Annotated in this window: 20 protein-coding genes; 8 read left to right on the top strand and 12 right to left on the bottom strand. The window is 38.1% G+C overall.

The window, feature by feature from the left end; genetic code table 11:
- The first annotated feature begins 404 nt into the window (after window positions 1–404).
- The 4 genes from secA to prmC all read left to right on the top strand — a co-directional run bounded on the left by secA (window position 405) and on the right by prmC (window position 5715).
- On the top strand, window positions 405–3122 hold the full coding sequence (gene secA, locus PVV66_RS05540) for a preprotein translocase subunit SecA (RefSeq protein WP_273718188.1): 2718 nt from the start codon (window positions 405–407) through the stop codon (window positions 3120–3122).
- Entirely contained in the window at window positions 3061–3552 is a 492-nt protein-coding gene (locus PVV66_RS05535; RefSeq protein ID WP_273718187.1) for a Fur family transcriptional regulator, read from the top strand. Before secA ends, PVV66_RS05535 begins: the two co-directional genes overlap by 62 nt.
- Window positions 3553–3775: 223 nt before the next feature.
- Window positions 3776–4852, top strand: coding sequence for a peptide chain release factor 1 (gene prfA / locus PVV66_RS05530; protein WP_273718185.1), 1077 nt, complete (start codon window positions 3776–3778; stop codon window positions 4850–4852).
- Entirely contained in the window at window positions 4849–5715 is an 867-nt protein-coding gene (prmC, locus tag PVV66_RS05525; RefSeq protein WP_273718183.1) for a peptide chain release factor N(5)-glutamine methyltransferase, read from the top strand. The genes prfA and prmC overlap by 4 nt, the downstream gene beginning before the upstream one ends.
- Here prmC and nrdF read toward each other — a convergent pair.
- From nrdF to nrdH, 4 genes are read right to left on the bottom strand one after another with little or no spacing between them, the layout of a single operon-like run.
- Window positions 5712–6686 (bottom strand): class 1b ribonucleoside-diphosphate reductase subunit beta, encoded by a 975-nt coding sequence (gene nrdF, locus PVV66_RS05520; RefSeq protein WP_273718181.1) that lies wholly within the window; start codon window positions 6684–6686, stop codon window positions 5712–5714. The genes prmC and nrdF overlap by 4 nt on opposite strands.
- 11 nt (window positions 6687–6697) lie before the next feature.
- Window positions 6698–8848 carry a class 1b ribonucleoside-diphosphate reductase subunit alpha gene (gene nrdE, locus PVV66_RS05515; RefSeq protein ID WP_273718180.1) on the bottom strand — a complete coding sequence of 717 codons (2151 nt, stop codon included), beginning with the start codon at window positions 8846–8848 and terminating at the stop codon, window positions 6698–6700.
- Window positions 8830–9228 carry a class Ib ribonucleoside-diphosphate reductase assembly flavoprotein NrdI gene (gene nrdI, locus PVV66_RS05510; protein WP_273718177.1) on the bottom strand — a complete coding sequence of 133 codons (399 nt, stop codon included), beginning with the start codon at window positions 9226–9228 and terminating at the stop codon, window positions 8830–8832. The genes nrdE and nrdI overlap by 19 nt, the downstream gene beginning before the upstream one ends.
- Window positions 9228–9452 (bottom strand): glutaredoxin-like protein NrdH, encoded by a 225-nt coding sequence (nrdH, locus tag PVV66_RS05505; RefSeq protein WP_273718175.1) that lies wholly within the window; start codon window positions 9450–9452, stop codon window positions 9228–9230. The genes nrdI and nrdH overlap by 1 nt, the downstream gene beginning before the upstream one ends.
- Window positions 9453–10134: 682 nt before the next feature.
- Here nrdH and PVV66_RS05500 point away from each other — a divergent pair.
- Genes PVV66_RS05500 through PVV66_RS05490 form a run of 3 tightly spaced genes read left to right on the top strand, consistent with a single transcriptional unit; the run spans window position 10135 to window position 12690 of the window.
- Window positions 10135–10887, top strand: a complete 753-nt coding sequence (locus tag PVV66_RS05500) for an ABC transporter ATP-binding protein (RefSeq protein WP_273718173.1) — start codon at window positions 10135–10137, stop codon at window positions 10885–10887.
- 3 nt (window positions 10888–10890) lie between these two features.
- Entirely contained in the window at window positions 10891–11760 is an 870-nt protein-coding gene (locus PVV66_RS05495; protein ID WP_273718172.1) for a metal ABC transporter permease, read from the top strand.
- 9 nt (window positions 11761–11769) lie between these two features.
- Window positions 11770–12690 carry a metal ABC transporter solute-binding protein, Zn/Mn family gene (locus tag PVV66_RS05490; protein ID WP_273718171.1) on the top strand — a complete coding sequence of 307 codons (921 nt, stop codon included), beginning with the start codon at window positions 11770–11772 and terminating at the stop codon, window positions 12688–12690.
- Between the two features lie 930 nt (window positions 12691–13620).
- On the opposite strand, the gene PVV66_RS05485 is transcribed toward PVV66_RS05490, so the two are convergent.
- The 7 genes from PVV66_RS05485 to PVV66_RS05455 form a co-directional block, all read right to left on the bottom strand.
- Complete coding sequence (locus PVV66_RS05485) at window positions 13621–14667, bottom strand: sn-glycerol-3-phosphate import ATP-binding protein UgpC (protein ID WP_273718170.1); 1047 nt, start codon at window positions 14665–14667, stop codon at window positions 13621–13623.
- A gap of 2 nt (window positions 14668–14669) precedes the next feature.
- Complete coding sequence (gene ugpE / locus PVV66_RS05480; RefSeq protein WP_273718168.1) at window positions 14670–15521, bottom strand: sn-glycerol-3-phosphate ABC transporter permease UgpE; 852 nt, start codon at window positions 15519–15521, stop codon at window positions 14670–14672.
- 23 nt (window positions 15522–15544) lie between these two features.
- On the bottom strand, window positions 15545–16429 hold the full coding sequence (ugpA, locus tag PVV66_RS05475; RefSeq protein ID WP_273718166.1) for a sn-glycerol-3-phosphate ABC transporter permease UgpA: 885 nt from the start codon (window positions 16427–16429) through the stop codon (window positions 15545–15547).
- Window positions 16430–16524: 95 nt separating this feature from the next.
- On the bottom strand, window positions 16525–17859 hold the full coding sequence (gene ugpB / locus PVV66_RS05470; protein ID WP_273718164.1) for a sn-glycerol-3-phosphate ABC transporter substrate-binding protein UgpB: 1335 nt from the start codon (window positions 17857–17859) through the stop codon (window positions 16525–16527).
- A 986-nt stretch (window positions 17860–18845) separates the two neighbouring features.
- Window positions 18846–19568, bottom strand: coding sequence for a glycerophosphodiester phosphodiesterase (locus PVV66_RS05465; RefSeq protein ID WP_273718162.1), 723 nt, complete (start codon window positions 19566–19568; stop codon window positions 18846–18848).
- A 171-nt stretch (window positions 19569–19739) separates the two neighbouring features.
- Entirely contained in the window at window positions 19740–21296 is a 1557-nt protein-coding gene (gene guaA, locus PVV66_RS05460) for a glutamine-hydrolyzing GMP synthase (RefSeq protein WP_273718286.1), read from the bottom strand.
- Window positions 21297–21429: 133 nt separating this feature from the next.
- Complete coding sequence (locus PVV66_RS05455) at window positions 21430–22716, bottom strand: RsmB/NOP family class I SAM-dependent RNA methyltransferase (RefSeq protein ID WP_273718160.1); 1287 nt, start codon at window positions 22714–22716, stop codon at window positions 21430–21432.
- Between the two features lie 507 nt (window positions 22717–23223).
- Here PVV66_RS05455 and PVV66_RS05450 point away from each other — a divergent pair.
- The gene (locus PVV66_RS05450; protein ID WP_273718158.1) at window positions 23224–23370 is read left to right on the top strand and encodes a hypothetical protein; all 147 of its coding nucleotides are present in this window, start codon (window positions 23224–23226) and stop codon (window positions 23368–23370) included.
- 181 nt (window positions 23371–23551) lie between these two features.
- On the opposite strand, the gene guaB is transcribed toward PVV66_RS05450, so the two are convergent.
- Window positions 23552–25051 (bottom strand): IMP dehydrogenase, encoded by a 1500-nt coding sequence (gene guaB / locus PVV66_RS05445; protein ID WP_273718157.1) that lies wholly within the window; start codon window positions 25049–25051, stop codon window positions 23552–23554.
- Window positions 25052–25092 lie beyond the last annotated feature (41 nt).

Here is a 25092-nt window from a genome sequence, read left to right as displayed (position 1 = left end):
TGAAGGCAGGTTCAAGATTCCAATTTTCTTTACCATAACACTTTAATCTTTAAACATAGAGAAATAAATTAGTTATTTTATTTTAAAAAGTATAAAATCGTCCTTTTATCTCAGTTTTTCCAACCCTATCTAATGCACATGAAAAACATAATAATAGAGAAAAATGACATATTGTATCTTAAATTACTTTGTATTGTATCATCTAAACAGCATACCTAAAGTTGACATAGCGACCTTAGCCTCTTATCTCTACTTTACAATTAAAGTGAAAAATTGCACACCAGCAAGTATAATGGTACTATCTGCATTACATGATATCAGAAAACTTAAAGAAAATGTGGAGCATGGGGAGAGCATATGAATTTCCCAACAAGAGTGACAACAATTAAAAGAAAGGACCAGAGATGGTCAATTTAGGTGTTTTTGCACGTAAATTTTTTGGTTCAGCTCATGAGCGACGTCTCAAAGCACTCCGCCAAAAAGTTGCACAAATTAATGCTTTAGAAGAACAATTCGTAAAATTAAGCGATGAGCAGCTTTGCCAAAAAACAGATGCTTTTCGTAAACGTCTTAGTGAAGGTGAAAGTGTTGATTTACTCTTACTGGAAGCATTCGCAACGGTTCGTGAAGCCGCAAAACGTGTTTATGATATGCGTCCTTTTGACGTACAACTTATTGGTGGGATGGTTCTTCATGACTGTGGCATAGCTGAAATGCGTACCGGTGAAGGTAAAACATTAATGGCAACTCTACCAATTTATCTCAATGCATTGGAAGGTAAAGGCGTTCATGTTGTGACAGTAAACGATTATCTCGCCAGTCGTGATGCTGAAACAATGGGAAAAATTTTTAGTTTTCTAGGGCTTACAACGGGTGTGATTCTTCATGATCTTGATAGCGATGCCCGCAGAGCAGCCTATGCATGTGATATCACCTATGCGACAAATAATGAACTAGGTTTTGATTATTTGCGTGATAATATGGCTTTCGATCATAGTCAAATGGTTCAACGAGGACATCATTACGCAATTGTCGATGAAGTGGATTCTATCCTCATTGATGAAGCGCGTACGCCCCTTATTATTTCTGGTCCTCTAGAAGATCGTACTGACTTTTATAACCTTATTGATACATTTATTCCTACCTTAATTCCAGAAGACTATGAAATAGATGAAAAACAAAAAACAACGACCTTTACCGAAGTTGGTACTGAAAAAATTGAAAAAATGCTCGAACAAGCTGGGTATCTTAAAGGTGAAAGTCTTTATGACATAGAAAATGTCGCTATCGTTCATCATGTTAATAATGCTCTAAAAGCCCATAAACTGTTCGTTCGCGACAAAGATTACATTGTTCGCAATGATGAAATTGTTATCATTGACGAATTTACAGGCCGAATGATGCCTGGACGGCGTTATTCTGAAGGACTTCATCAAGCGTTAGAAGCTAAAGAGCATGTTGCTATTCAACCAGAAAATCAAACACTTGCTTCCATCACTTTCCAAAATTATTTCCGTATGTATAGGAAATTATCTGGAATGACTGGAACTGCAACAACAGAGGCCGAAGAATTCAGAAATATTTATGGTCTTGACGTTGTCGAAGTTCCTACCAATTTGCCAGTACAACGTCTTGACGAAGATGATGAAATTTACCGAACAGCAGAAGAGAAATATCGGGCAATTGTGCGTGATATCCGTCAAGCACACGAAAAAAAACAGCCTATTCTTGTTGGAACAACCTCTATTGAAAAGTCAGAACAATTGGCAGAGCGTTTGCGAAAAGAGGGCATTACCGATTTTAGAGTCTTAAATGCTCGCTATCACGAGCAAGAAGCATACATCATTGCGCAAGCAGGCGTTCCTGGAGCTCTCACCATTGCAACCAACATGGCAGGACGCGGTACGGATATACAGCTTGGTGGTAATGTTGAAATGCGCATCCGACAAGAATTACAGGATACCACTGATGGACCAGAGCGGACGGCTAAAATTGAAGAAATCAAAAAAGATGTCAAACAACTTAAAGAAAAAGCTTTAGCGGCTGGGGGACTTTACGTTATCGCAACTGAACGTCATGAAAGCCGTCGTATTGATAACCAGCTTCGTGGGCGTTCTGGTCGCCAAGGCGATCCTGGTCGCTCAAAATTCTTTCTTTCTCTTCAAGATGATCTTATGCGTATCTTCGGCTCCGACCGTATGGATAGCATGCTGCAAAAACTTGGATTGAAAGAAAATGAAGCTATTATCCATCCGTGGATTAATAAAGCCCTTGAGAAAGCACAAAAAAAGGTCGAAGCACGGAACTTTGAAATTCGTAAAAATCTGCTAAAATATGATGATGTCATGAATGACCAACGCAAGGTTATTTTTGAACAGCGTATGGAGGTCATGAACTCAGATGATTTATCAGAAATGATTCATGAAATGCGCAATGAAGTCGTGGAAGATCTTGTAGAGACTTATATTCCTTCTGGGACATATTCTGAAAAATGGGATGTAAAAGCTCTCGAAGAAGAGCTTCAACAACTCTTTAATCTTGAGCTGCCTGTGGAAGAATGGGCAAAAGAAGATGGAATTGCCGAAGAACAAATTTTAGAGCGTATCTTGGATGCTGTTACAAAACTTGAAAATGAGCGCACTGAACGCTACTCTCCAGAGGTTATGGCTTATTTTCACAAAGCAGTGTTGCTCGAAACTATTGACACGTTATGGCGTGAACATCTTGTGAGTTTAGACCATTTGCGTTCTGTTGTTGGTTTTCGTGGTTATGCGCAGCGAGATCCACTCAATGAGTATAAAACAGAATCTTTTGAACTCTTTCAAAGTATGTTGAAAAATTTGCGCCGAATTGTCACTTCTAAACTTATGCGCTTTGAAATTATTCAACAACCTACCGAACCGACTATGCCTGAGCAAACTAGTTCTGATTCTTCTGTCTTTAATGATCAGAACCAAGAAAATGATCCCACCTTATGGGCACGATCACAAGAAAATAGGTTTGTTAATCCACAAGACCGTGACCCCAACGATGTAACCACATGGGGAAAAGTTGGACGCAATGAACGCTGTCCTTGCGGTTCAGAGAAAAAATACAAACATTGTCATGGATCCTTTGTTTGAAAAGCAAACAATGAAAATGAATAAAAAGCGAAACTATGAGCAAGAATTGCGCGCAGCTGGTTTAAGAGTAACGCGCCAACGGCGTGTTATTCTTGATATTTTAGCTGATACAAATGATCATCCCAATGCATTTGAAATTTTTCAACGTGCAAACAAAATAGATTCGAGTATTTCGCTCTCAACGGTTTATCGAACCATGAAAACATTAGAAGGAAATGGAACAATTCACCGTCATACCTTTAGTGGTGGTCCATCTCGTTTTGAGCAAGCCGATGGCCAACATCATGATCATCTCATTGATATAGAAACAGGACAAGTTATCGAATTTCATTCTGATGTTATTGAAAAATTGCAAGAAGAAATTGCAAAATCTCTTGGCTATGATATTATTCATCATCGTCTTGAACTTTATGGAAAAAAAAACTTTTAAAGAGATGATTATATACCATGAGATGAAGATATTTCAGACAAATCGAATTTTATAAAAATTTACCTTAAAAATAGAATAGTTTTCATTGGCAAAAAAGTTTTTCTGCTTTATTACCCCTTTTTGTATGATGCTGTACGGTAATTCATTGCCAGTGTTGTAACAAAAAAACATTGCAATAAAATATTATAAAAATTGTATTATGAAAAATTAGGCTAATATTATCATGGTTTCTTTGCCACAAGATCGCATAAAACAGCTTGAAAAGCGCTTTGAAATAATTGAAAGCCAAATGACGACCAATCCAAATGCTGAAACATATGTCAAATTAGCTTCTGAATACGCAGAACTACAACCCGTTATTGCCTCTATACGTGCATTAAATGCTCTTTATGGAGAGATTACAGAATTAGAAACGATTATCAACGATAAACAAACAGATATAGAGATGCGTAGTCTTGCCCAAGAAGAGCTACCATCGTTATATAAAAAAGTAGAGCAACTTGAAAAAGAACTCCAGATTCTGCTTTTGCCTAAAGATGTCGCTGATGAAAAAAGCGCTATTATTGAAATTCGAGCAGGAACGGGTGGATCAGAAGCGGCACTTTTTTCCGGTGATCTTTTTCGCATGTATGAACGTTATGCCCATGCTCACCATTGGAAAGTAGAGGTTATTTCACTCAGTGAGGGGGAAGTTGGCGGATATAAAGAGATTATTGCGACCATCTCAGGAAAAGGTGTCTTTTCTAAATTGAAATATGAATCAGGTGTCCATCGTGTGCAACGTATCCCTGAAACAGAGACTGGAGGACGTATCCATACATCAGCGGCTACTGTTGCAGTGCTTCCAGAGGCTGAAGAAATTGATATTGATATTCGTCCTGAAGATATTCGTATTGATACAATGCGTGCATCTGGCGCTGGAGGACAGCACGTCAATACAACGGATTCAGCTGTTCGGATCACGCATATTCCAACAGGAATTATGGTCGTACAAGCAGAAAAATCACAACACCAAAACCGAGCACGGGCCCTTCAAATTTTACGGGCACGCTTGTTCGATATCGAACGACAAAAGATAGAAAGTGAACGTTCAGCTTCTCGTAAAAGTCAAGTTGGTTCTGGTGATCGTTCAGAACGTATTCGTACCTATAATTTTCCACAAGGGCGCGTCACGGATCACCGTATTAATCTGACCCTTTATAAGCTTGATCGAATTTTGGAAGGAGATCTTGATGAGCTTGTTCATGCACTCATTTCAGATCATCAAACGACACTCCTGATGGAAATGGATAATAATTGAGCAAATATTCTTTCAAGAATGTTATTCAACAAACGCAAGAAAGATTGCGCACGAAAGGAATTTTGGAAGCCGATCTCGATGCGAAAATACTCGTCGAATGGATAACAGGAATAAATGCTGCGACAAGAATTTCTAAACCAGATATACAACTGTCTTCTGAGCACATTATACAAATAGAACAAGCTGTAAAACGCCGTATTGCGGGAGAACCTGTCTATCGTATTATAGGGATGAGAGAATTTTATGGTATATCTTTCGCGTTGTCTCAAGAAACGTTAGAGCCTCGTCCGGATACAGAAACGCTCATCGAGCTTATTCTCCCTTTCCTCAAAAAACAGGTCGAAAATTCGAGAAAAATAACATTCCTTGATATGGGAACAGGAAGTGGTGCTATTGCCATTGCTATTCTTAAACAAATTCCCCAAGCCTATACAGTAGCGGTCGATATTTCTGAAGATGCCCTTAAAACGGCTACAAAAAATGCAAAAAATGCTGACGTCATACATCGCTTCACACCTCTTCTTAGCGATTGGTTTGATTCTGTCACAGATCGCTTTGATTTCATTGTTTCCAATCCACCCTATATTCCCGCAAAAGATATCAAAACACTTGCAAAAGAAGTGCGCTTATATGATCCATTGCGTGCTCTTATTGGTGGAAAAGATGGGCTTGATTTTTATCGAAAGCTTGCCCATGAATCAGCCAACTACTTAAAAGAAAACGGCACTATTGCTGTTGAAATCGGTTACTCTCAAGAAAAAGAAGTCTGCGATTTATTTGAAAAAAATGGTTTTCAATGTTTAGAAATGCGCAAAGATCTAAGTGGGATACCCCGCGCACTTCTGTTTGCATACAAGCATTAAAATTCCCAATCATCATCCGTAGTCGCAACCGCCTTGCCAATGACATAGGAAGAACCAGCCCCTGAAAAAAAGTCATGATTCTCATCAGAGTTTGGTGATAAAGCTGCCAAAATCGCAGGATTAACACGACACACTTCAGGAGGGAAAAGAGCTTCAAAACCCAAATTCATTAAAGCCTTGTTAGCATTGTAATGAAGAAAAATTTTTACATCTTCCGTCAATCCAAGAGCATCATAAAGATCTTCGGTATATTTGCACTCGATGTTATAAAGGTCAAAGAGCAAATTAAAAGCAAAATCTTTAACTTCTTGTCTTTTGGCTTCCTCAAGCTTTGCATATCCCAATTGGAATTTATACCCTATATAATAACCGTGGACTGCTTCATCACGAATGATCAGTCGAATGAGATCTGCTGTATTGGTCAACTTAGCGCGACTGGCCCAATACATGGGCAAATAAAAACCAGAATAAAATAAAAAGCTTTCTAGCAAAGTCGAGGCAATTTTCTTCTTGAGTGGATCATTTGCTTCATAACGCTCAAGGACTAATCTAGCCTTTTTCTGTAAATGACTATTTTCTTCTGACCATCTAAATGCATCATCGACTTCTACCGTCGAGCAAAGAGTTGAAAAAATAGAGGAATAAGAACGTGCATGAACCGCTTCCATGAACGCAATATTCGTCAAAACAGCCTCTTCATGCTCTGTTATCGCATCAGCAAGCAATGAAATAGCCCCTACCGTGTTTTGAATTGTATCTAGCAGCGTTAATCCTGTAAAAACACGAATCGTCAATTTACGTTCTTCATCCGTTAAGCTTGACCATGAGGGAATATCATTGGAAAGTGGAACCTTCTCAGGCAACCAAAAATTTCCAGTTAATCGGTTCCATACTTCAAGATCTTTCTCATCGTGTAATCTATTCCAATTAACAGCAGACACAATAGGATTTTTGGTTGTAATCTTTGTCATATGATGACCTCCTATAAGCTGCACGAAACACAACCATCAACTTCTGTTCCACTCAATGCGACTTGTCGCAGCCGCACGTAGTAAATACTCTTTATACCCTTTTTCCAGGCATAAATTTGTGCGCGGTTAACATCACGTGTGGTAGCGGTATCCGGAAAAAATAGTGTTAATGAAAGACCTTGATCAACATGCTGTGTCGCAGCAGCATAGGTATCTATAATTTTTTCAGGACCAATCTCATAAGCATCTTGGTAAAAATCCAAATTTGTATTATCCATATAAGGAGCGGGATAATAAACGCGCCCAATTTTTCCCTCTTTGCGAATTTCAATTTTTGAAGCAATTGGATGAATAGAAGAAGTGGCATGATTAATGTAGGAAATAGATCCCGTAGGGGGAACTGCCTGCAAATTGCGGTTATAAAGCCCATACTCAATAACGCGTTTCTTGAGTTCCTGCCAATCCTTGTGATCTGGGATGACAATATTATTCCGTGCAAAAAGCTCTTGTACAAGTGCAAATTGCGGTTTCCATTCTTTTTCAATATATTTTTCGAAAAAACGTCCATCAGCATAAGCTGATTTTTCAAACCCTGCAAACATTTCTTGACGTTCGCGGGCAATTAAATTGGAAACCCGTATGGCATGATATGTCACAATATAAAAATAGATATTGGTAAAATCAATCGCTTCTGGAGACCCATAATAGATCTGCTCACGCGCTAGAAACCCATGCAAATTCATCTGTCCCAAACCAATCGCATGACTTTCAGCATTGCCTTTCGCAATGGACGGCACGCAAGCAATATTACTCATATCCGAAACCGCAGTAAGAGCGCGGACAGCAGATTCCACCGTCTGTCCGAAATCAGGACTTTCCATGGCTTTAGCAATATTCATTGACCCAAGATTACAAGATATATCACTTCCAATCGTGCGATAGGTTAAATCTGTCTCCAGTTCACTTGCCTCACTCACCTGCAAAATTTCTGAACATAAATTGCTCATACTTATGCGTCCAGAAATCGGATTGGATCGATTAGCAGTGTCCTCAAATAAAATATAAGGATAACCAGATTCAAATTGAATTTCCGCTAATGTCTGAAAAAAAACGCGTGCACTTATTTTCTTCTTCCGAATCTTTGCATTATCAACAAAAGAGCGATAATGCTCCGTTAAAGAAATATCGCTAAAGGGTTTACCTGTCACACGCTCAATATCATAAGATGAGAAGAGATACATATCCTCATTATTCCGAGCAAGCTCAAAAGTAATATCAGGAATAACTACACCAAGAGAAAGCGTTTTGATTCTAACTTTTTCATCGGCATTTTCACGCTTTGTATCCAAAAATTTCATAATATCTAAATGATGTGCATGCAAATAAACAGCTCCAGCTCCCTGCCGGGCCCCAAGCTGATTGGCATAAGAAAAAGAATCTTCCAAAAGTTTCATCACTGGTAAAACACCGGACGATTGATTTTCTATTTGCTTAATTGGCGCTCCAGCTTCCCGCAAATTTGTTAAACAAAGTGCCACACCTCCACCGCGTTTTGAAAGCTGTAAAGCAGAATTAACCGCACGGCCTATCGATTCCATATTATCTTCAACACGGAGCAAAAAACACGAAACCAATTCACCTCGTTGTTTTTTTCCAGCATTTAAAAATGTTGGCGTTGCTGGTTGAAAACGCCCTGTAATAATCTCATCCACAAAACTTTCAGCAAGAGCTTTATTCCCTTGTGCCAAATATAAAGCCACAAGACAGATGCGGTCTTCATACCGTTCAAGATAACGCTTCCCATCAAAAGTCTTTAGCGTATAACTGGTATAGTACTTAAATGCACCTAGAAAGGTAGGAAAACGAAATTTAAATGCATAAGCGCGTTTAAAAAGCTTTTTAATAAAAGAGAAATCATAAAGCTCAAATAAGGCTTTTTCATAATAACCTTCCTCTATTAAGTAATCTATTTTTTCCTTCAGGTTATGAAAAAAAACTGTATTTTGATTAACATGCTGAAGAAAATATTGCCGTGCTGCAAGCCGATCCATATCAAATTGGATATGGCCATTTTCATCATAAAGATTAAGCATTGCATTCAGCGCATGATAATCCGTAATCTGATCGGATTTCTGCGACTGTTCTATCCCAATTGTTTCCAAAATCTTTCCAATCCCTTTTTTACACAAATAACGTCTTCATCAGTTCCACGCAGCTCAAAACGATAAAGGCAAGGTACACAACATTTTTCAGCTATGATCTTACTGGCTAAATTATAATAGCGACCAAAATTACGATTCCCACCACCAATGACACCACGAATTAACTTGCGGTTCTCAGCTTCATTAAGAAAACGAATAACGGCTTTCGGCACCGCCCCTCTTCCTTCTCCATCTGCATACGTAGGGACAACCAGTACATAAGGTTCACCAACGAATGCAGAGGGCTTTCTTTTATCAATTCTGAAGAGTCGTTGACCAAGTTGCGAGACAAAATGTTCTGTATTACCCGTTGCACTCGAATAATAAACAATAAGCCCCATTAAGCACAAAGACCACTAATCATATCTGGTCTAAAACCAGACCAATGATTCTCACCACAAACAACGACAGGAACCTGACGATACCCCAGAGATTGAACAAAACTGTATGCTTGTTCATCAGAGGAAATATCAACAACACGATAATGAATGCCTTTTGCATCAAAAGCGCGGCGTGTAGCATCACATTGAACACAAGATGGTTTGCTATAAATAGTGATCGACATTTTCTTCAACTTTCACAATTCAAAACAATCAACCCTAAAAGAGTCAATCTAATAATTTTATAGGTACTCAAGAATAACAAACAACAGAAATTGTATGCAAAACGTGCGATTATTTTCAAAGAGCACACAGCTTTCTGAACATAACAGAACCTCTCATCAAATGACTTCAAGGACTATGATGAGAATAAGCGATTATTCTACAACTTAAATGGGGGCCCCCAGTTATAAAACAATCTTTTGCTTGGCAAACAATTCCCTCCTGCTGTCTAAAAAACTAACGTTCTAAACCACCGTTTTCAAGAGTTCTGTTTTTACTCTTTCACGGCAAAAATCAATTACAAAAACGAAAGGAAATCCTTCCAAAAGAGACACTTCAGCAAGAATATCGCTATACCCTTGCTCAACAAACTTTATACGATAACATTGGAAATAACTTAGATACCAAACGAAACACACTAACACCCTCTCTTGTGCTTATTTAGAATCACCAATCATTTTGATACTATATATAGTATATACTCTCTCTCTTTCGTCAAGGAGAATTCAACCATTATTTTGAATTGTCCACGATCTTCCCACTAAAATATTCAACACTCAAAATTATGTAATAATATAACATTTTATTGACAAACGTTATATTATTACATAGTTTCCAAAATAATAAGCAAAGATGGTATAAGTTATGGATCTGAACTTTAAAAAGACAACATTAGGCTATGGGAATAGAATAGCGATCAAGGGTTTTTCAGCAAAGTTAAAAGCGGGTTCCTTGGTCGCAATAACAGGTGATAACGGTGCTGGAAAATCAACATTGCTCAAAGCCATCGCCGGATTGATTAAACCTCTTAAAGGAAAAATTACAAAACCCAAAAAAAGCCGCATTGCTTATCTTGCTCAGCAATGTGATATAGACCAAACATTTCCAATTGATGTGAAAACACTTGTAAAAACAGGACTATGGTCTTTTTGTGGATTATGGAAAAACCAGCGCCCTTATGATTCTAAGATTCAGAATGCGCTTGAAATGGTTGGGCTCACAGAACTTGCCACCCATTCGCTTGAAACATTATCAGGTGGGCAATTACAACGCGCCCTTTTTGCACGTATCATTGTACAAGATGCCGATATTATCTTGCTTGACGAACCTTTCAATGGTATCGATCGCAATACCCAAAAAGACCTTCTTGCACTGATCACGTACTGGCAACAGCAAGGGCGCACAGTTCTCACAGCACTCCATGACCCTCTCGTCGTGCAAGAATTTTTTCCTCAAATGATTCAAATTAATCAACAAAATGCCTTTTATGGAGAAACAACACAGTTTCTCGACAACACCATTGACTACATTATGCCCCCTCTCATCTCCAACTCTTTGTGTATTAGTGCACGAAAGCACCTCTCTCCTATTAATGATTCTCTCTTTCTTAGGTTATAAGACGTGTACGCATTTTTTCTTGCCCCCTTTGTTGATTTCCACTTTATGCAAAACGCCCTTATCGGCTCTATTCTCCTCTCTATTAGCGCTTGTCCTGTTGGTGTATTTTTGATGCTCCGTGGAATGAGTTTGACAGGAGATGCTATCTCTCATGCCATTCTTCCTGGTGTTGCAACTGCTTTTTTCATTTGCGGCTTTTCCCTCATATCTATGACACTTGGTGGTATTTTCGCTGGCATTATCGTTGCTTTAGCAACCGTTTTAATTTCACGAAATAGCTTTCAGAAAGAAGATGCATCTATGACCGTCTTTTATCTTATTGCACTCGCAGCAGGTGTCATTATTATCTCACTGAAAGATTCAACCATTGAACTGCTTCATCTCTTATTCGGATCGGTTCTTGCAATTGATACACAAGCTCTTTGGTTGATCACCATCATAATGCTGATCACACTCTGCAGCCTTTTTATTTTCTGGCGTGCGCTCGTCTTAGAAAGCTTTGACCCCCTCTTTTTTAAATCACTCTCTCCATTGAGTAAATATATCCATATTTCATTGCTAGGACTTGTCGTGTTGAATCTGGTTGGGGGCTTTCAATCACTAGGAACATTACTTTCCGTTGGCATTATGATGATTCCAGCGATTACAGCCCGTTTTTGGTTTTCACGCTTAGGCCCTATTTGCGTGCTTTCCACTCTTTTTGGAATCATTTCTAGTGTATGTGGTCTTCTACTTTCTTTTCATCTCTCACTTCCCTCTGGCCCTGCTATCATCATTGCCGCAGGATTTATTTACCTTATTTCCTGCTTTATCAGTCCACGAGGCTTTATTGTAACATGGTTTCCCCACCTCTTTTATACTTCCTCACTTTAAGGAAAAACTATGCCTAAGTTTACTCAAAAATTTGTTCTGCTTGGTGTTTTATTGTTTGCCCTTTCTCCCTTTTCTGCTTCTGCACACAATAAAATAAAAGTTGTTGCAAGCTTTTCTATTCTTGCAGATCTCGTAAAAAATGTAGGAGGCGACAATATCTCTATGACCACTTTTGTAGGACCCAATGCAAATACCCACACTTATGAACCTACTCCTCATGATGCTCAAGCTCTTAGAAACGCTCAGATTATTTTTATCAATGGACTTCATTTAGAGGGGTTCATTGACCGCCTCATTACAGCAAGCGGTACAAAAGCACTTCTTGTCGAGGTTAGCGCTAACATTCCCCCCCTCAAAATGAAAAATCAAGAACATGGTGCCCATCACCACCATCACAGCATTATTGATCCACACGCTTGGCAAACAATTCCCAATGTCGAAATCTATGTGAATAATATCGCTGCTGCTTTTTGTAAAATTGATCCACAATCTTGTAGGCGCTACAATAAAAATGCCGAAATCTACATCAAAAAGCTTAAAATGGCACAAGATACCCTAAAAACAAAAATTGCTACCATCCCTAAAGATAAACGTATCATTATCACATCTCATGATGCTTTTGGCTATTTTGCCAAAGAATATGGTTTCACTATCCTTGCACCCCAAAGCGCTTCAACAGAAGCTGAAGCAACCGCAGCTGATGTTGCTGAACTTATCAAACAAATTAAAGCGAATAAGGCAGCAGCATTGTTCGTTGAAAATATCTCTAATCCCCGTCTCATCAAACAAATTTCAAAAGAAACAAGTTTAAAAATTGGTGGAACCCTTTATTCTGATGCATTATCAAATGAAAATGGCCCTGCCGCAACGTATCTCGATATGATGAAGCATAATGTGAATACCATCATTGATGCCATCACAAAATATTAAAAAATCTTTTTATAAAAAAAAGTTCATAAAAACATAGGTCTATTATGTTAATAATGATACGAAATAAAGTTAATTTTACAGAAAAAATCTATATTCTATAGATGTTCAGAGAGATAAAGTCATAAGTGGATTTATTTCCTCATGGTGCCCAAACTGCGAGTATTATTATGTTATTTTACAACGTTTCTTTTGCAATAATTCTCAATACTTGAAATAATTCATAAGAAACATTTTAAGTCTTTTCTTAATAGTTTTTTATCCACACAGATCTCCCTGCTTGTAACAGCCAAGCAAATGATTGTGAGTGATTCAACATCGAACAGATTTGGAATGAGGAAATCTTACGATATTCGAGGCTCTCATTTAACATATAAAACAGTGAATTATCATTATAAATTAATCTATTGTCATTAAGTAGAACGTACCTATTCTTGTACAAGCTATTTAGAACACTGTCCTATTTTTATAGAAAAAATGGATTTTTATATCACCGATAAAAGCTAAGATATGGGGAATCTGACGCCACCACTTGTAAATAATTTTTCTCTCTATTTTTCTTACGCATTCTTTATAAGATATATAAATTATCTCATCAGAAAATAGATGATAAGAGGCTGTTTTTATGAATAAAACACTTTTCTACATCCGCAAAAACATGGTTAATAAATTATTATCCGTATTAATTCCAATGAAAAGAACTTTATTATGTTTAAAAAATAATATTCTTCTTACAGACCGTAAAAAGATAGAATTTCTTCATATGCGTGCTTCGACATTCTCAGCGTCATGAGACAATGAATCATGACAAAAACTTTTAATTTTTCTCATCTCATCAGTTACACTCTGATTTTGTGAATGTAATCGAGAAAGCCAAAACACAACATTATCATGATGATGCATAAAAGAAAGTCTTGTCATATCAATTAATGTTTACTTATTCCTTGTGCGCTTTCCAGTGTTTTTGTTAAAGGTATGAAAATCTTGATGAGCGACAGTAAAACTTAGTTTTTGACCATAATCGTGTGTCAAGCGTTCTTTTATTTCAATCGTAAAAATGATATTATTCCAACGCGTTAAAACATGGCAACCTGTTCCGATCGGCTTGATAAGCTCAATTTGTGTGTGAAAGACAGGTCCTTTATCTGGGTGTTCGCCCAATAAGATTATTTCAGGTCTGAAAGCTAAAAGATCAGTTTCTTGGCTATAAGAAAATGAATGCCCTAAGTGTTGTTCTAGGACATGACGATCAAGAAAATTCATAGGAGGAGAACCAATAAAATCAGCAACAAATGTGGTTGCTGGCGTATCGTAAATTTCCATTGGTGTTCCAATTTGCTCGATAGCTCCTTTATTCAAAACGACTATTCTATCAGCTAATGTCATGGCTTCTAGTTGATCATGGGTAACATAGAGGCTGGTTGTTCCTAATGAACGCTGTAGCGTTTTTATCTCAATACACATTTGTGCCCGTAATTTTGCATCAAGATTTGAAAGAGGTTCATCAAAGAGAAAAACCCGTGGTTGACGTACAATCACACGTCCCATTGCAACACGCTGGCGTTGTCCCCCTGATAATTGTCGTGGTTTACGATCAAGAAATGGTTCTATCTCCAAAAGCTTTGCAGCATGAGCGATGCGTTTTTTTATTTCTTCTTTAGGCGTTTTACGATTTTTAAGACCATATTCTAGGTTTCCACGAACTGTCATATGGGGATAAAGGGCATAATTTTGAAAAACCATAGCAATATCACGATCCGCTGGTTCACGATCATTGATACGTTCATTATCAATACACAGTTCACCTGAGGTGACTTGTTCAAGTCCTGCAATAATACGTAACAGAGTTGATTTTCCGCATCCTGAAGGACCAACAAGAACAAGAAGTTCTTTATCAGCAACAGTTAAGTTTAAGTCATCAATGACCAGAATGCCGTTGTCATACCGTTTTTTTATATTTGATAACTGGATTATGGCCACAATTACTTCTCCGTTTCAATAAGGCCTTTGATAAAAAGCCGCTGCATGAAGATAACAACAAGAACAGGTGGTACCATGGCAATAACCGATACTGCCATGAGGATATTCCATTGAGGATCATGTTGTAGTGATTCGACAATAAGCTGTTTTAAAATAATAAGGATCGTTTGATGATTTTGATCCGTTGTGATAATAAGAGGCCAGAGATATTGTATCCATCCATAAATGAACATAATGATAAATAAAGCAGCGATATTGCTTTTGCTGAGAGGAAGGAGAATATCCTTAAAAAATTTAAATGGTCCTGCACCATCAACACGTGCTGCCTCTAAGAGTTCATCAGGAACAGTCAAAAAAAACTGACGAAATAAAAATGTAGCGGTTGCGGATGCAATAAGTGGGATAATCATTCCACTATAGGTGTCGATCATACCCAATTTCGCGACAACCTCATAGGTTGGAAGAATACGAACTTCAACAGGCAGCATCAATGTAACAAAAATAAGAACAAAAGCAGTTTTTCGGAAGGGAAAACGCATGTAGACAATGGCATAAGCAGACAAAAGTGAAATAATAATTTTTCCAATGCTAATCCCTAGAGCCATAATGAGTGAATTCATTAAGAGTGGCCAGAGGTTAGGGAGACCCAGCTGTGCAAGGCCATCACCAAAAATTATTTTATAGTTTTCCAGAGCATATTTCCCAGGTAAAAGAGGAAGTGTTCCCGCATTAAATGCTGCTGAACTATGGGTTGATGCAATGATAGCAACATACACTGGAAAGCAAATAATGATAATGCCAACAATGAGAGTGATATGAGTTAGAAATTTCAGAACAGGGCGATTTTCAACCATAATTTTCAGCCATAATTTGTTTCCTAATATTGTACACGACGCTCAATCCAGCGAAACTGGATAAAGGTTAAGACAATAACCATCAACATCAATATTGTTGATTGTGCTGCTGATGTACCGATTATTTGATTTCTAAAGCCATCGTCATATACTTTATAGACGAGAGTGCTGGTTGCACGCGCAGGACCTCCAGAAGTTGTGTTATCAATAATGCCAAAGGTGTCAAACATAACATAATTGATATTGACGATAAGAAGGAAAAATGTTGTTGGTGAAATTTGCGGAAAAACAACAGTCCAAAATCGTTTAAAGGGACCAGCACCATCAATGGCTGCTGCTTCTATTTGAGAACGGGGAACGGACTGAAGACCTGTAAGAAAAAAGAGAAAATTATAAGAAATTTGTTTCCAGCTAGCTGCAATGACAATCAGAAACATCGCTTGAGTGCCATTAATACGATAATTCCATAGAACCCCTATTTTCTCGAGAAGAAAAGGAATAATCCCAATAGTAGGATGAAAGATAAACAACCATAATATACCTGCCAATACTGGAGCAACAGCATAGGGCCAGAGCAAAAACATTGTATAAGCCTTTTTGGCCCGAATGACACGATCAACACAGACAGCCAAAAGAAGTGATATTGTCATTGAAGCAACAGTAACTGAAATGGAAAATACTGCTGTTATAAGAAGGGATTGCAGATAAGTAGGATCAGAAAGAACGGTTAGATAATTTTCAAAACCAATAAAGGTCGTTGTAAAACCAAAAGGGTCTTCACGCTCAAAAGATGATTTTATGGCTTGAGCAGCAGGCCAAAAGAAAAACAAAAAAGTCACAAGAAGCTGAGGAAAAAGTAGTCCGTAAGAAAGGAGACTATTTTTAAAATATGCATGTTTTTCTTGCATTCGCAGGGCTCTTTAAGTGTAGAGACTCTAAAAAAATAAACAAAAAGGACTCAACTGCTTTTGTTGAGTCTTTAATGTTTAACAAAAAAACGAGATCAATGATTGGATTTTTCAAATTCACGCAACAGTTTATTTCCACGTTCAACGGTCTCATCTAAACCATCTTTCGGTGTTTTTGAACCACTAAGAACAGCTTCCAACTCCTGATCAAGAATGGTACGAATTTGTGGTAAATTACCAAATCTTATCCCTTTCGAGTTAACTGTCGGTGGATTAAGATTGATCTGTTTGATAGCAATATCAGCCCCTGGCGTTTTTTCATAGAAATGTTGTTTTTTGCTCAATTCATAAGTTGCTTTTGTGGTTGGAAGATAACCTGTTTTTTGATGCCATTTTGCTTGGTTTTCTATTTTTGAAAGAAACTTAAGAAAAGCAGCTGCTCCAGCATATTCTTTTGGGGTATGCCCCTTAAATGCCCAAATAGAAGCTCCCCCAATAACTGAATTTTGCGGCGCTCCTTCTGCATCCTTATAATACGGTAGCATACCAACGCCCACATTAAACTGAGCTTCAGAAACAATTCCAGCATGTGATCCTGAAGATTGCATAAAAATTGCACAGTTTTGTGCCATAAACATTGGTGTTGAATCTAATGCGCCTGCAGGACCACCATAGCGGAAAATACCTTGATCAGACCACCTTTTCAGGTCTGTCCACATACGCACTTGTAAAGGTCCATTAAATGTAAGTTCTGAATCAAGCCCTTTAAAGCCATTTTCCTTCGTTCCAAAAGGAACATTATGCAACGCTGAAAAATTTTCTATTCCAATCCATTGAGCTGCATAAGCCATTGTAAAACCACACGTTGCCGCTTTAGCCTCAAGAATTTTTTTAGAAAAATCTTCTACATCTTGCCATGTTTTAGGAGGCTGTTCTGGATCAAGTCCTGCTTTTTTAAAGATATCTTTGTTGTAATAAAGGATTGGTGTTGAAATATTGAAAGGCATAGAGATTATATGCCCCTGTTCATCGGAGTAATAGCCGCTAATAGCAGGAAAATAATCTGTAGGATCGAATTCTTGTTTTGTATCAGCCATAAGTTGATAAAATGGATAGATCGCGCCTTTTGCTGCCATCATAGTTCCAGTACCAACGTCATAAATTTGGGCAAGAACGGGCTGTTTCTTTCCACGAAACGCTGCAATAAGTGCGACCAAACCCTCTTCATACTCGCCGCGAAATGAAGGCACAACTTTATACTCAGATTGGCTTGCATTAAAATCGTTAATGAGACTTTCAGTTTGCTTTCCTAATTCACCACTCATAGAATGCCAAAAGCTGATTTTTGTCTGCGCAAAACTTGCTGTTATTCCAGCTGTGGACATTATGATAGCAACCGTAGCCGCTATGAAAAGATAAAAACGACTCATGGTTCACCCTTTCTGAAGTGATGGAATACAAACTACCCCTGAATTTATAGTATTACACATGAACATGCTATGACAGTTTTATTTCAGAAATACACCCTCTCATTTAAACAGGAACCACCAAAAGGTCAAATGAATTTGTGTAGATTTATTCGTTTTCTTTTATAAGCTTTCTTATGGTTTAAAGAGATACGCGTTTGTAACGAGCTGAAAAAAGTGAGATGACCTAAACAAGCACGGGAATAGGTAAAAAGATATAGATCGTAAATGTCATTTAATGATAATGACTTTGTAATATCTATAATATCTGGATTTACTTTTTTCAAAAAAGAATTGTTTATTCTTTTGTTATTTGTCTTACAATTTTCGGCTTATAACCTTAACACGATGTTGCTGCTGAATTTAATGAAGAGACACATAGAATTTTTCTTAAAATTAAGAAAATCATTTTGAAGCGCTTAATAGTCTCCTTCCCCGCAATGGGATCACGCCTTTTATGCAAAACAAAATGATATATTGTATGACCAATTTCCATGCCGTTAAAAAATCTTTTAATACATCTACATTTCATGATAGCCCCTATAAAACAAGCCATAAAACCTCTCCGCTAAAGTATATAAGACTTTTTGTACGTCATCATTTTTATACTTTATAAAAGTGCAAAACGATACCATCATACGATGCCCCTCATCCTTCAATAAGCCTTGCTTTTAAGAGAGTTTAAATGAATATTTTATTTTTTCTCAATAGCTTTTTATCCACACATCAATTCCGCTCGTAATATGCAAATGAATGATTTTGCTTGATTCATTGTAAAAAATTTGAAGTGAGAAAATCTTTTGATATTAAGAGCTCTCAACTCAATATAAAAAGTATTGAGTGATCATTAAAAATCAACGTGTTATTATTGCGCAAAAGAAAACACTTCCTACTTTTTTCCATGAGGCTAGCTTTATGAAGGGACAGTGATTTTGTAGAAGTATATTTTTTTACCTTTGTGCACGCAATTGCAATGCAAGATCCGGTTGATCTGTCGTAATGTAATGTACAGGCATATTAAGCCAATGTGATAACCGAACTTTTCCGTTGATTGTCCATACCCCTACAGTAAAACCAGCTTCAAGCGCTGCTTCAATAAAATCCTGTGAGGCAATGGAACCATCTAAACTTAAATCAGAATACCCCAATTGTTTCCATTCAGAAAAATGGCGATACATATCACCTTCAAAATTATCAACGCATGGACCAGATGGTATGCCTGCTTCAATAAAAGGACGAAGGACCAAAGGATCAAAACTAATGGCAGAAACCCGTTCTGATAAATTTCTACTTTTTATGAGTGCAAGCGCTTTTTGGGATAATATTGTTTCACGCTCCACTTCACCACATGTTTTGATTTCAAGATGCAAACCAACATTGGTTGGTGCTAAAAGATCAAGCACTTCTTCTAATAAAGGGGGGGCTTCTCGACTGCCTTTCACGCAAAATTGTCTGCGTGTTTCATTATCAATGTCATGAATATACCCCTTTTTGCCAACCAATTGATCTAAACCGAAATCGTGAAAAACAACCACTTCACCGCTTTTCAGTAAATGAACGTCACATTCAACTTCATCAACACCTAACGCTATAGCATTATTAAATGCCGAAAGGGTATTTTCAGGATAAAGATGAGCTCCACCACGGTGTGCAACAATTTTTTTCTCAGACATGCAAGATTCCACACTTCTCAATTTTAAACGATATTGACGTACAGATTGCCAGATACCGGCTTATATCATATGAAAATACACAATCATTTTTAAATGATTTTTTCTACACTTTTCGAATATAAAATCCTCAATCATATTTTATTCTTAAAAAGACTTACCCTTCATCTTTAATTATTCCCATTCAATAGTACTAGGAGGCTTTGAGGTTACATCATATACAACACGATTAATCCCTCTAACTTCGTTAATAATACGTGCTGCCGTCTTACTTAAAAACGCCATATCATAGGGATAAAAATCAGCAGTCATTCCATCAACAGATGTGACGGCACGAAGAGCACAAACAAATTCATAAGTGCGACCATCGCCCATCACACCAACAGTTTGAACAGGAAGAAGAACAGCAAAAGCTTGCCAAATTTCGTCATAAAGACCGGCTTTACGGATTTCCTCAAGATAAATAGCATCTGCTTCACGTAAAATTTCTAATTTTTCACGGGTCACAGCCCCTGGACAGCGAATTGCAAGACCAGGTCCTGGAAAAGGATGGCGACCAATAAACTGCTCGGGTAACCCTAACTCTCGCCCTAGCAAGCGAACCTCATCCTTAAAGAGCTCACGCAACGGTTCTACAAGTTTCATATTCATCTGTTCTGGTAACCCCCCCACATTATGATGGCTTTTAATGGTTACCGATTCACCAATAGCAGAGACACTCTCAATAACATCTGGATAAAGTGTTCCTTGTGCTAAAAACTCTGCACCTCCTATTTTTTTCGTTTCTTCTTCAAAAACTTCAATAAAAAGGCGACCAATCGTTTTGCGCTTTTTTTCTAGATCTGTCTCACCTTCTAAAGCATTAAGAAATATATCGGCAGCATTAACGTGAATAAGCTCTATATTATAATGATCACGAAAAAGCGTTATAACTTCTTCTGCTTCATTTTTGCGCATCAGCCCATGGTCTACCAAAATGCATGTCAGTTGATTTCCTATAGCTTCATGAAGGAGCACCGCTACAACAGATGAATCCACCCCCCCTGAAAGACCACAAATCACACGACTTTCCCCAACTTTTTGTCGTATCGTAGCAATTGCCTGCTCACGATAAGAAGCCATTGACCAACTACCTTTAATAGCAGAAATTTTATGAATAAAATTTTGTAAAAGTTTTGTACCATCCGGTGTATGGATAACTTCAGGATGAAACTGTACCGCATAAAAACGTCTTTTCTCATCAGAAATAGCCGCATAAGGAGCTCCTTTTGAGGTTCCTATGACACGAAAACCTTCTGGTAAAGCTGCCACACGATCACCATGGCTCATCCATACTTGATAATGAGAACCTTTTTCCCACACTCCATCAAAAAGGGCACTTTTTTCTTGCACTTCCAAAAAAGCACGACCAAATTCACGCTCATGTCCAGCTTCAACCTTTCCTCCAAGCTGAACACACATGACCTGCTCCCCATAACAAATACCAAGAATCGGAATACCTGCCTCAAAAATTTCCATTGGAGCACGCGGCGACCCTTCATCAATAACGGAATAAGGACTTCCTGATAAAATAATAGCTTGAGGATTTATGCGGCGCACAGCTTCTAAAGCCAATTGAAAAGGCACAATTTCACAGTATACCCCCATTGCTCTCACCCGTCGTGCAATAAGTTGTGTAACTTGTGAGCCAAAGTCAATAATAAGAACAGCGTCTGAATGTGATATGTTCATAGAAAACCAATCAATAATTGTAAAAAGAGAATTCATGAGAGTTATGATTCAATCTCTCTCTTTTCACAAGCCTGTTTTCTTAAGAAAAAGATTATTCTGGTAAAATTTATGATAAAAAATGCAAAAATATGGATCAATGTTTTTTTTGCAACACAGATAAAAAGAAACCATCTGTTTGTGTGGTTGCAGGTGACAAAGTCAATCCATAATTTGAAAAGACTGGTTGCACAGAAGAAAAACTAAAATGTTTCTGCCAAAGTGCCTGCATATCTATTGGATAAAAATGAGAATGTTGTTGAAGGAAATGGGAAATTTGTTCCTCATTTTCATCTGCAAAAAGAGAACAGGTAATATAGACTAAGCGCCCATTAGGCTTAAGATACTCTATCGCCTCATTCAAAATAGTCCTCTGTTCTGTTTGGCGTTGTTTTACCTGTTCTAATGTTAAACGCCATTTCGCATCTGGACGACGACGCCATGTTCCTGTCCCACTACAGGGTGCATCTAACAAAACTCTATCCATCTGGCCTATTAGGGACTTCAGTTCTTCTTTTTGTGCTCGTGTTTGTACATTACGAACACCAGCGCGTCGAAGACGATCAAAAATAGGCGCTAGGCGTGCTTTATCAAAATCATAAGCATAAATTTGCCCACGATTGTTCATATCGGAAGCTAAAGCTAATGTTTTGCCACCAGCACCTGCACAATAATCTAATACCTGCATGCTTTCTTGCGCTTCCACAAGGTGAGCAACAATTTGAGATCCTAAATCCTGTATTTCAAAGTGCCCTTTTTGAAAAGCTGGTTCCACTTGAACATTGGGATGGCGATCAAATTTTTCAATCGGAGCAACTCTTAAGGCTTGCCGAAACCATGGCAAAGATTGAAGTTTGGTTTTTGCTAACTCTTTCAACACCTTTTCTGGTGTTGCCTTTAAGTTATTTACCCGTAAGTCTAAAGAAGGACGCGTTGCTAACGCAGCTGCTTCAGTGATCCAATTATCACCAAATAAAGGACAAAGATGTGCTTGACACCATTGAGGAATATCACCACGAATATAGCCTGGTGCATCCACTAATTGCCGCCTTTGCCACGATTTGCGCTGTTTATCCTCTAATAACTGCGGAGCAAACCGGTCGCCTTCTAACGCATTGTCAATTTGCTCCAACGTCATTTTTCCAGTATCTAACAAGGTAGCAAAAACAATATCCCGAATATCATCACTCTCCATACGCCATTGTAAAGAATATCGTCGTCTTAGAACATCATAAACGATTGTACCAATGGCTGCACGATCACCTGCTCCAGCAAAGCGATGAGAAAGCCCCCAGTCCTTTAAAGCTTCTCCTACGGGGCGATGCCTCATTTCTATCTCTTTGAGAACATCTATTGCTGCTTGCAAACGCCCACCTAATCTCATTCATTTCTCCCATTAAAATAATAAAATTCTAAATCGTTTATATTATCTTCTTATTGCCAACGAAATCTGGTCAAAGCTCTCAAAAATTTACATTCACTTTTAAAATGATCTGAGCATATTTTCTATAAGATCCAATTGAGTGTATCTAGATTTTTCTTTTCATTTTTTGCCCATTGGCTTTTTATCCTTCTAAAATACATAAAATCCTCTTACGCTAAAAGATACGCTGCCATCCATAAAAAACTTCTTTCCATCATGCATTACGAAAAAAACAAACTCTTTATTATTGCGTAAAATGAAATTTTCTCAACTTATATAAACAACAGGGAAAATCAAATATCTTCCATCTTGAAAATATTATCCCTCTGAAAAGCTTCTAACAAGATCAGACAAGCTCATCTTATTCTCAACCAAAAATTAACTTTTTAGAAAATGCTTGGAACCACTATTTGGCATGACCGTTTTTACTATACTGGCAACTGCCAGACAATTTAAAAGGAGAAAATAATGACTTATAATAATGGAAAAACAACTTCATCTAAAAGCCGTCATAATACAATGCCCTCAAACAATGGAAAGAAATCCGTCCAAAGTGATCCGACAAACACTCGCCAACGTGCGTCAAAGACAGGACGCAAGACAACAAAAAGTTAATTCTAACTTTATATAATTTACTTCACACAAGTCTTAACAGAAAGAATTAGAGTTTTAGCCTCTAATTCTTTCCTTTTCTGGATTATGGTACCAAATTATAAACAGAAAAAAGGGCCGTCTCTCTTCCTTATTCTCGGAAGATGTCACATCTATGCAATAGTGACGCTAAGCACTTATTCCTTCAAACTGGACCCCGGTAATTTGGACTTTCCCGTGTGATCGAAACATCATGCGTATGACTTTCATGGAGTCCCGCATTGGTAATACGAACAAACGTTGCTTTTTTACGAAACTCTACGAGATCTTTTGCCCCAACATAGCCCATAGAAGCACGCAGTCCACCAGCAAGCTGATGGAGAACTGATGCTATAGAACCTTTATAGGCCACTTGCCCCTCCACACCTTCAGGAACCAACTTCAATTCATCACGGACATCATCTTGAAAATAGCGATCTGCTGATCCTCGTGCCATAGCACCAACAGATCCCATACCGCGATAGGCTTTAAAAGATCGACCTTGATAAAGATAAACTTCACCAGGACTTTCTTCTGTACCCGCTAAAAGAGAACCGATCATCGCCGCACAAGCTCCACCCGCTAAAGCTTTAGCAAAATCACCCGATGCTTTGATCCCACCATCTGCAATGATAGGAATACCCGCTTTTTCCGCAATTTCTGCAGCATTCATAATAGCTGCAAGTTGAGGAACACCAACACCAGCAACAATACGCGTTGTACAAATAGAGCCAGGACCAATACCAACTTTTACCGCATCTGCACCACTGTCAATCAATGCTTGCGTTGCTTGAGCAGTTGCGACATTCCCAGCAATAACGGCTGGAGAGCAAGCCATCTTTTTAATCCGTTCAACAGTTTCTAGCACACGCTGAGAATGTCCATGCGCTGTATCAATGACCAATACATCAACACCTGCATCAATGAGGCGTTCAGCACGTTCAATTCCATCATTCCCAACACTACTAGCCGCTGCAACACGCAAGCGTCCTTGAGAATCTTTAGCCGCATTTGGATTTAATTTTGCTTTTTCAATATCCTTAACTGTTATCAGGCCGACACAACGATTTTGTTCATCCACAACCAATAATTTTTCAATTCGGTGATGATGTAAAAGATATTTTGCTTCACTCAGTTGAACATTTTCACGCACTGTGATCAAATTTTCATGCGTCATTAATTCATAAATTTTTTGTTTTGGATCTGATGCAAAACGAACATCTCTATTGGTCAAAATGCCGACAAGTCGTCCCGCTGTCTCTCCTTTAACACTATTTTCAACAACCGGAATACCAGAAATGCTATGCAAGCGCATCAAAGCTTTCGCTTCTTCAAGTGTTGCATCAGGTCCAATTGTGACTGGATTAACAACCATACCAGATTCAAACTTTTTTACCTGGCGGACTTCTTCTGCCTGCTCTGCAAAAGACATATTACGATGTATAACCCCAAGACCACCAGCTTGAGCCATAGCAATTGCCAAACGCGATTCTGTTACCGTATCCATTGCAGCGGAAAGTAATGGCAAATTGAGCTTAATATCAGCTGCAATGCGTGTCGTAAGATCCACTTGACTAGGCATAACAAGAGAATGACCGGGCTGTAAAAGTACATCATCAAAAGTCAGTGCCAATGCCCCTGTTCCCGTTTCAACAATCTTTGCCATAGCAAAATTCCTTTTATAATAAAACACCGCACGAAGCTTTA

This window comes from Bartonella sp. AU16XJBT, assembly GCF_028618665.1.
In the GTDB taxonomy this organism is placed as follows: domain Bacteria; phylum Pseudomonadota; class Alphaproteobacteria; order Rhizobiales; family Rhizobiaceae; genus Bartonella.
This window is presented reverse-complemented; position numbering and strand designations above follow the sequence as displayed.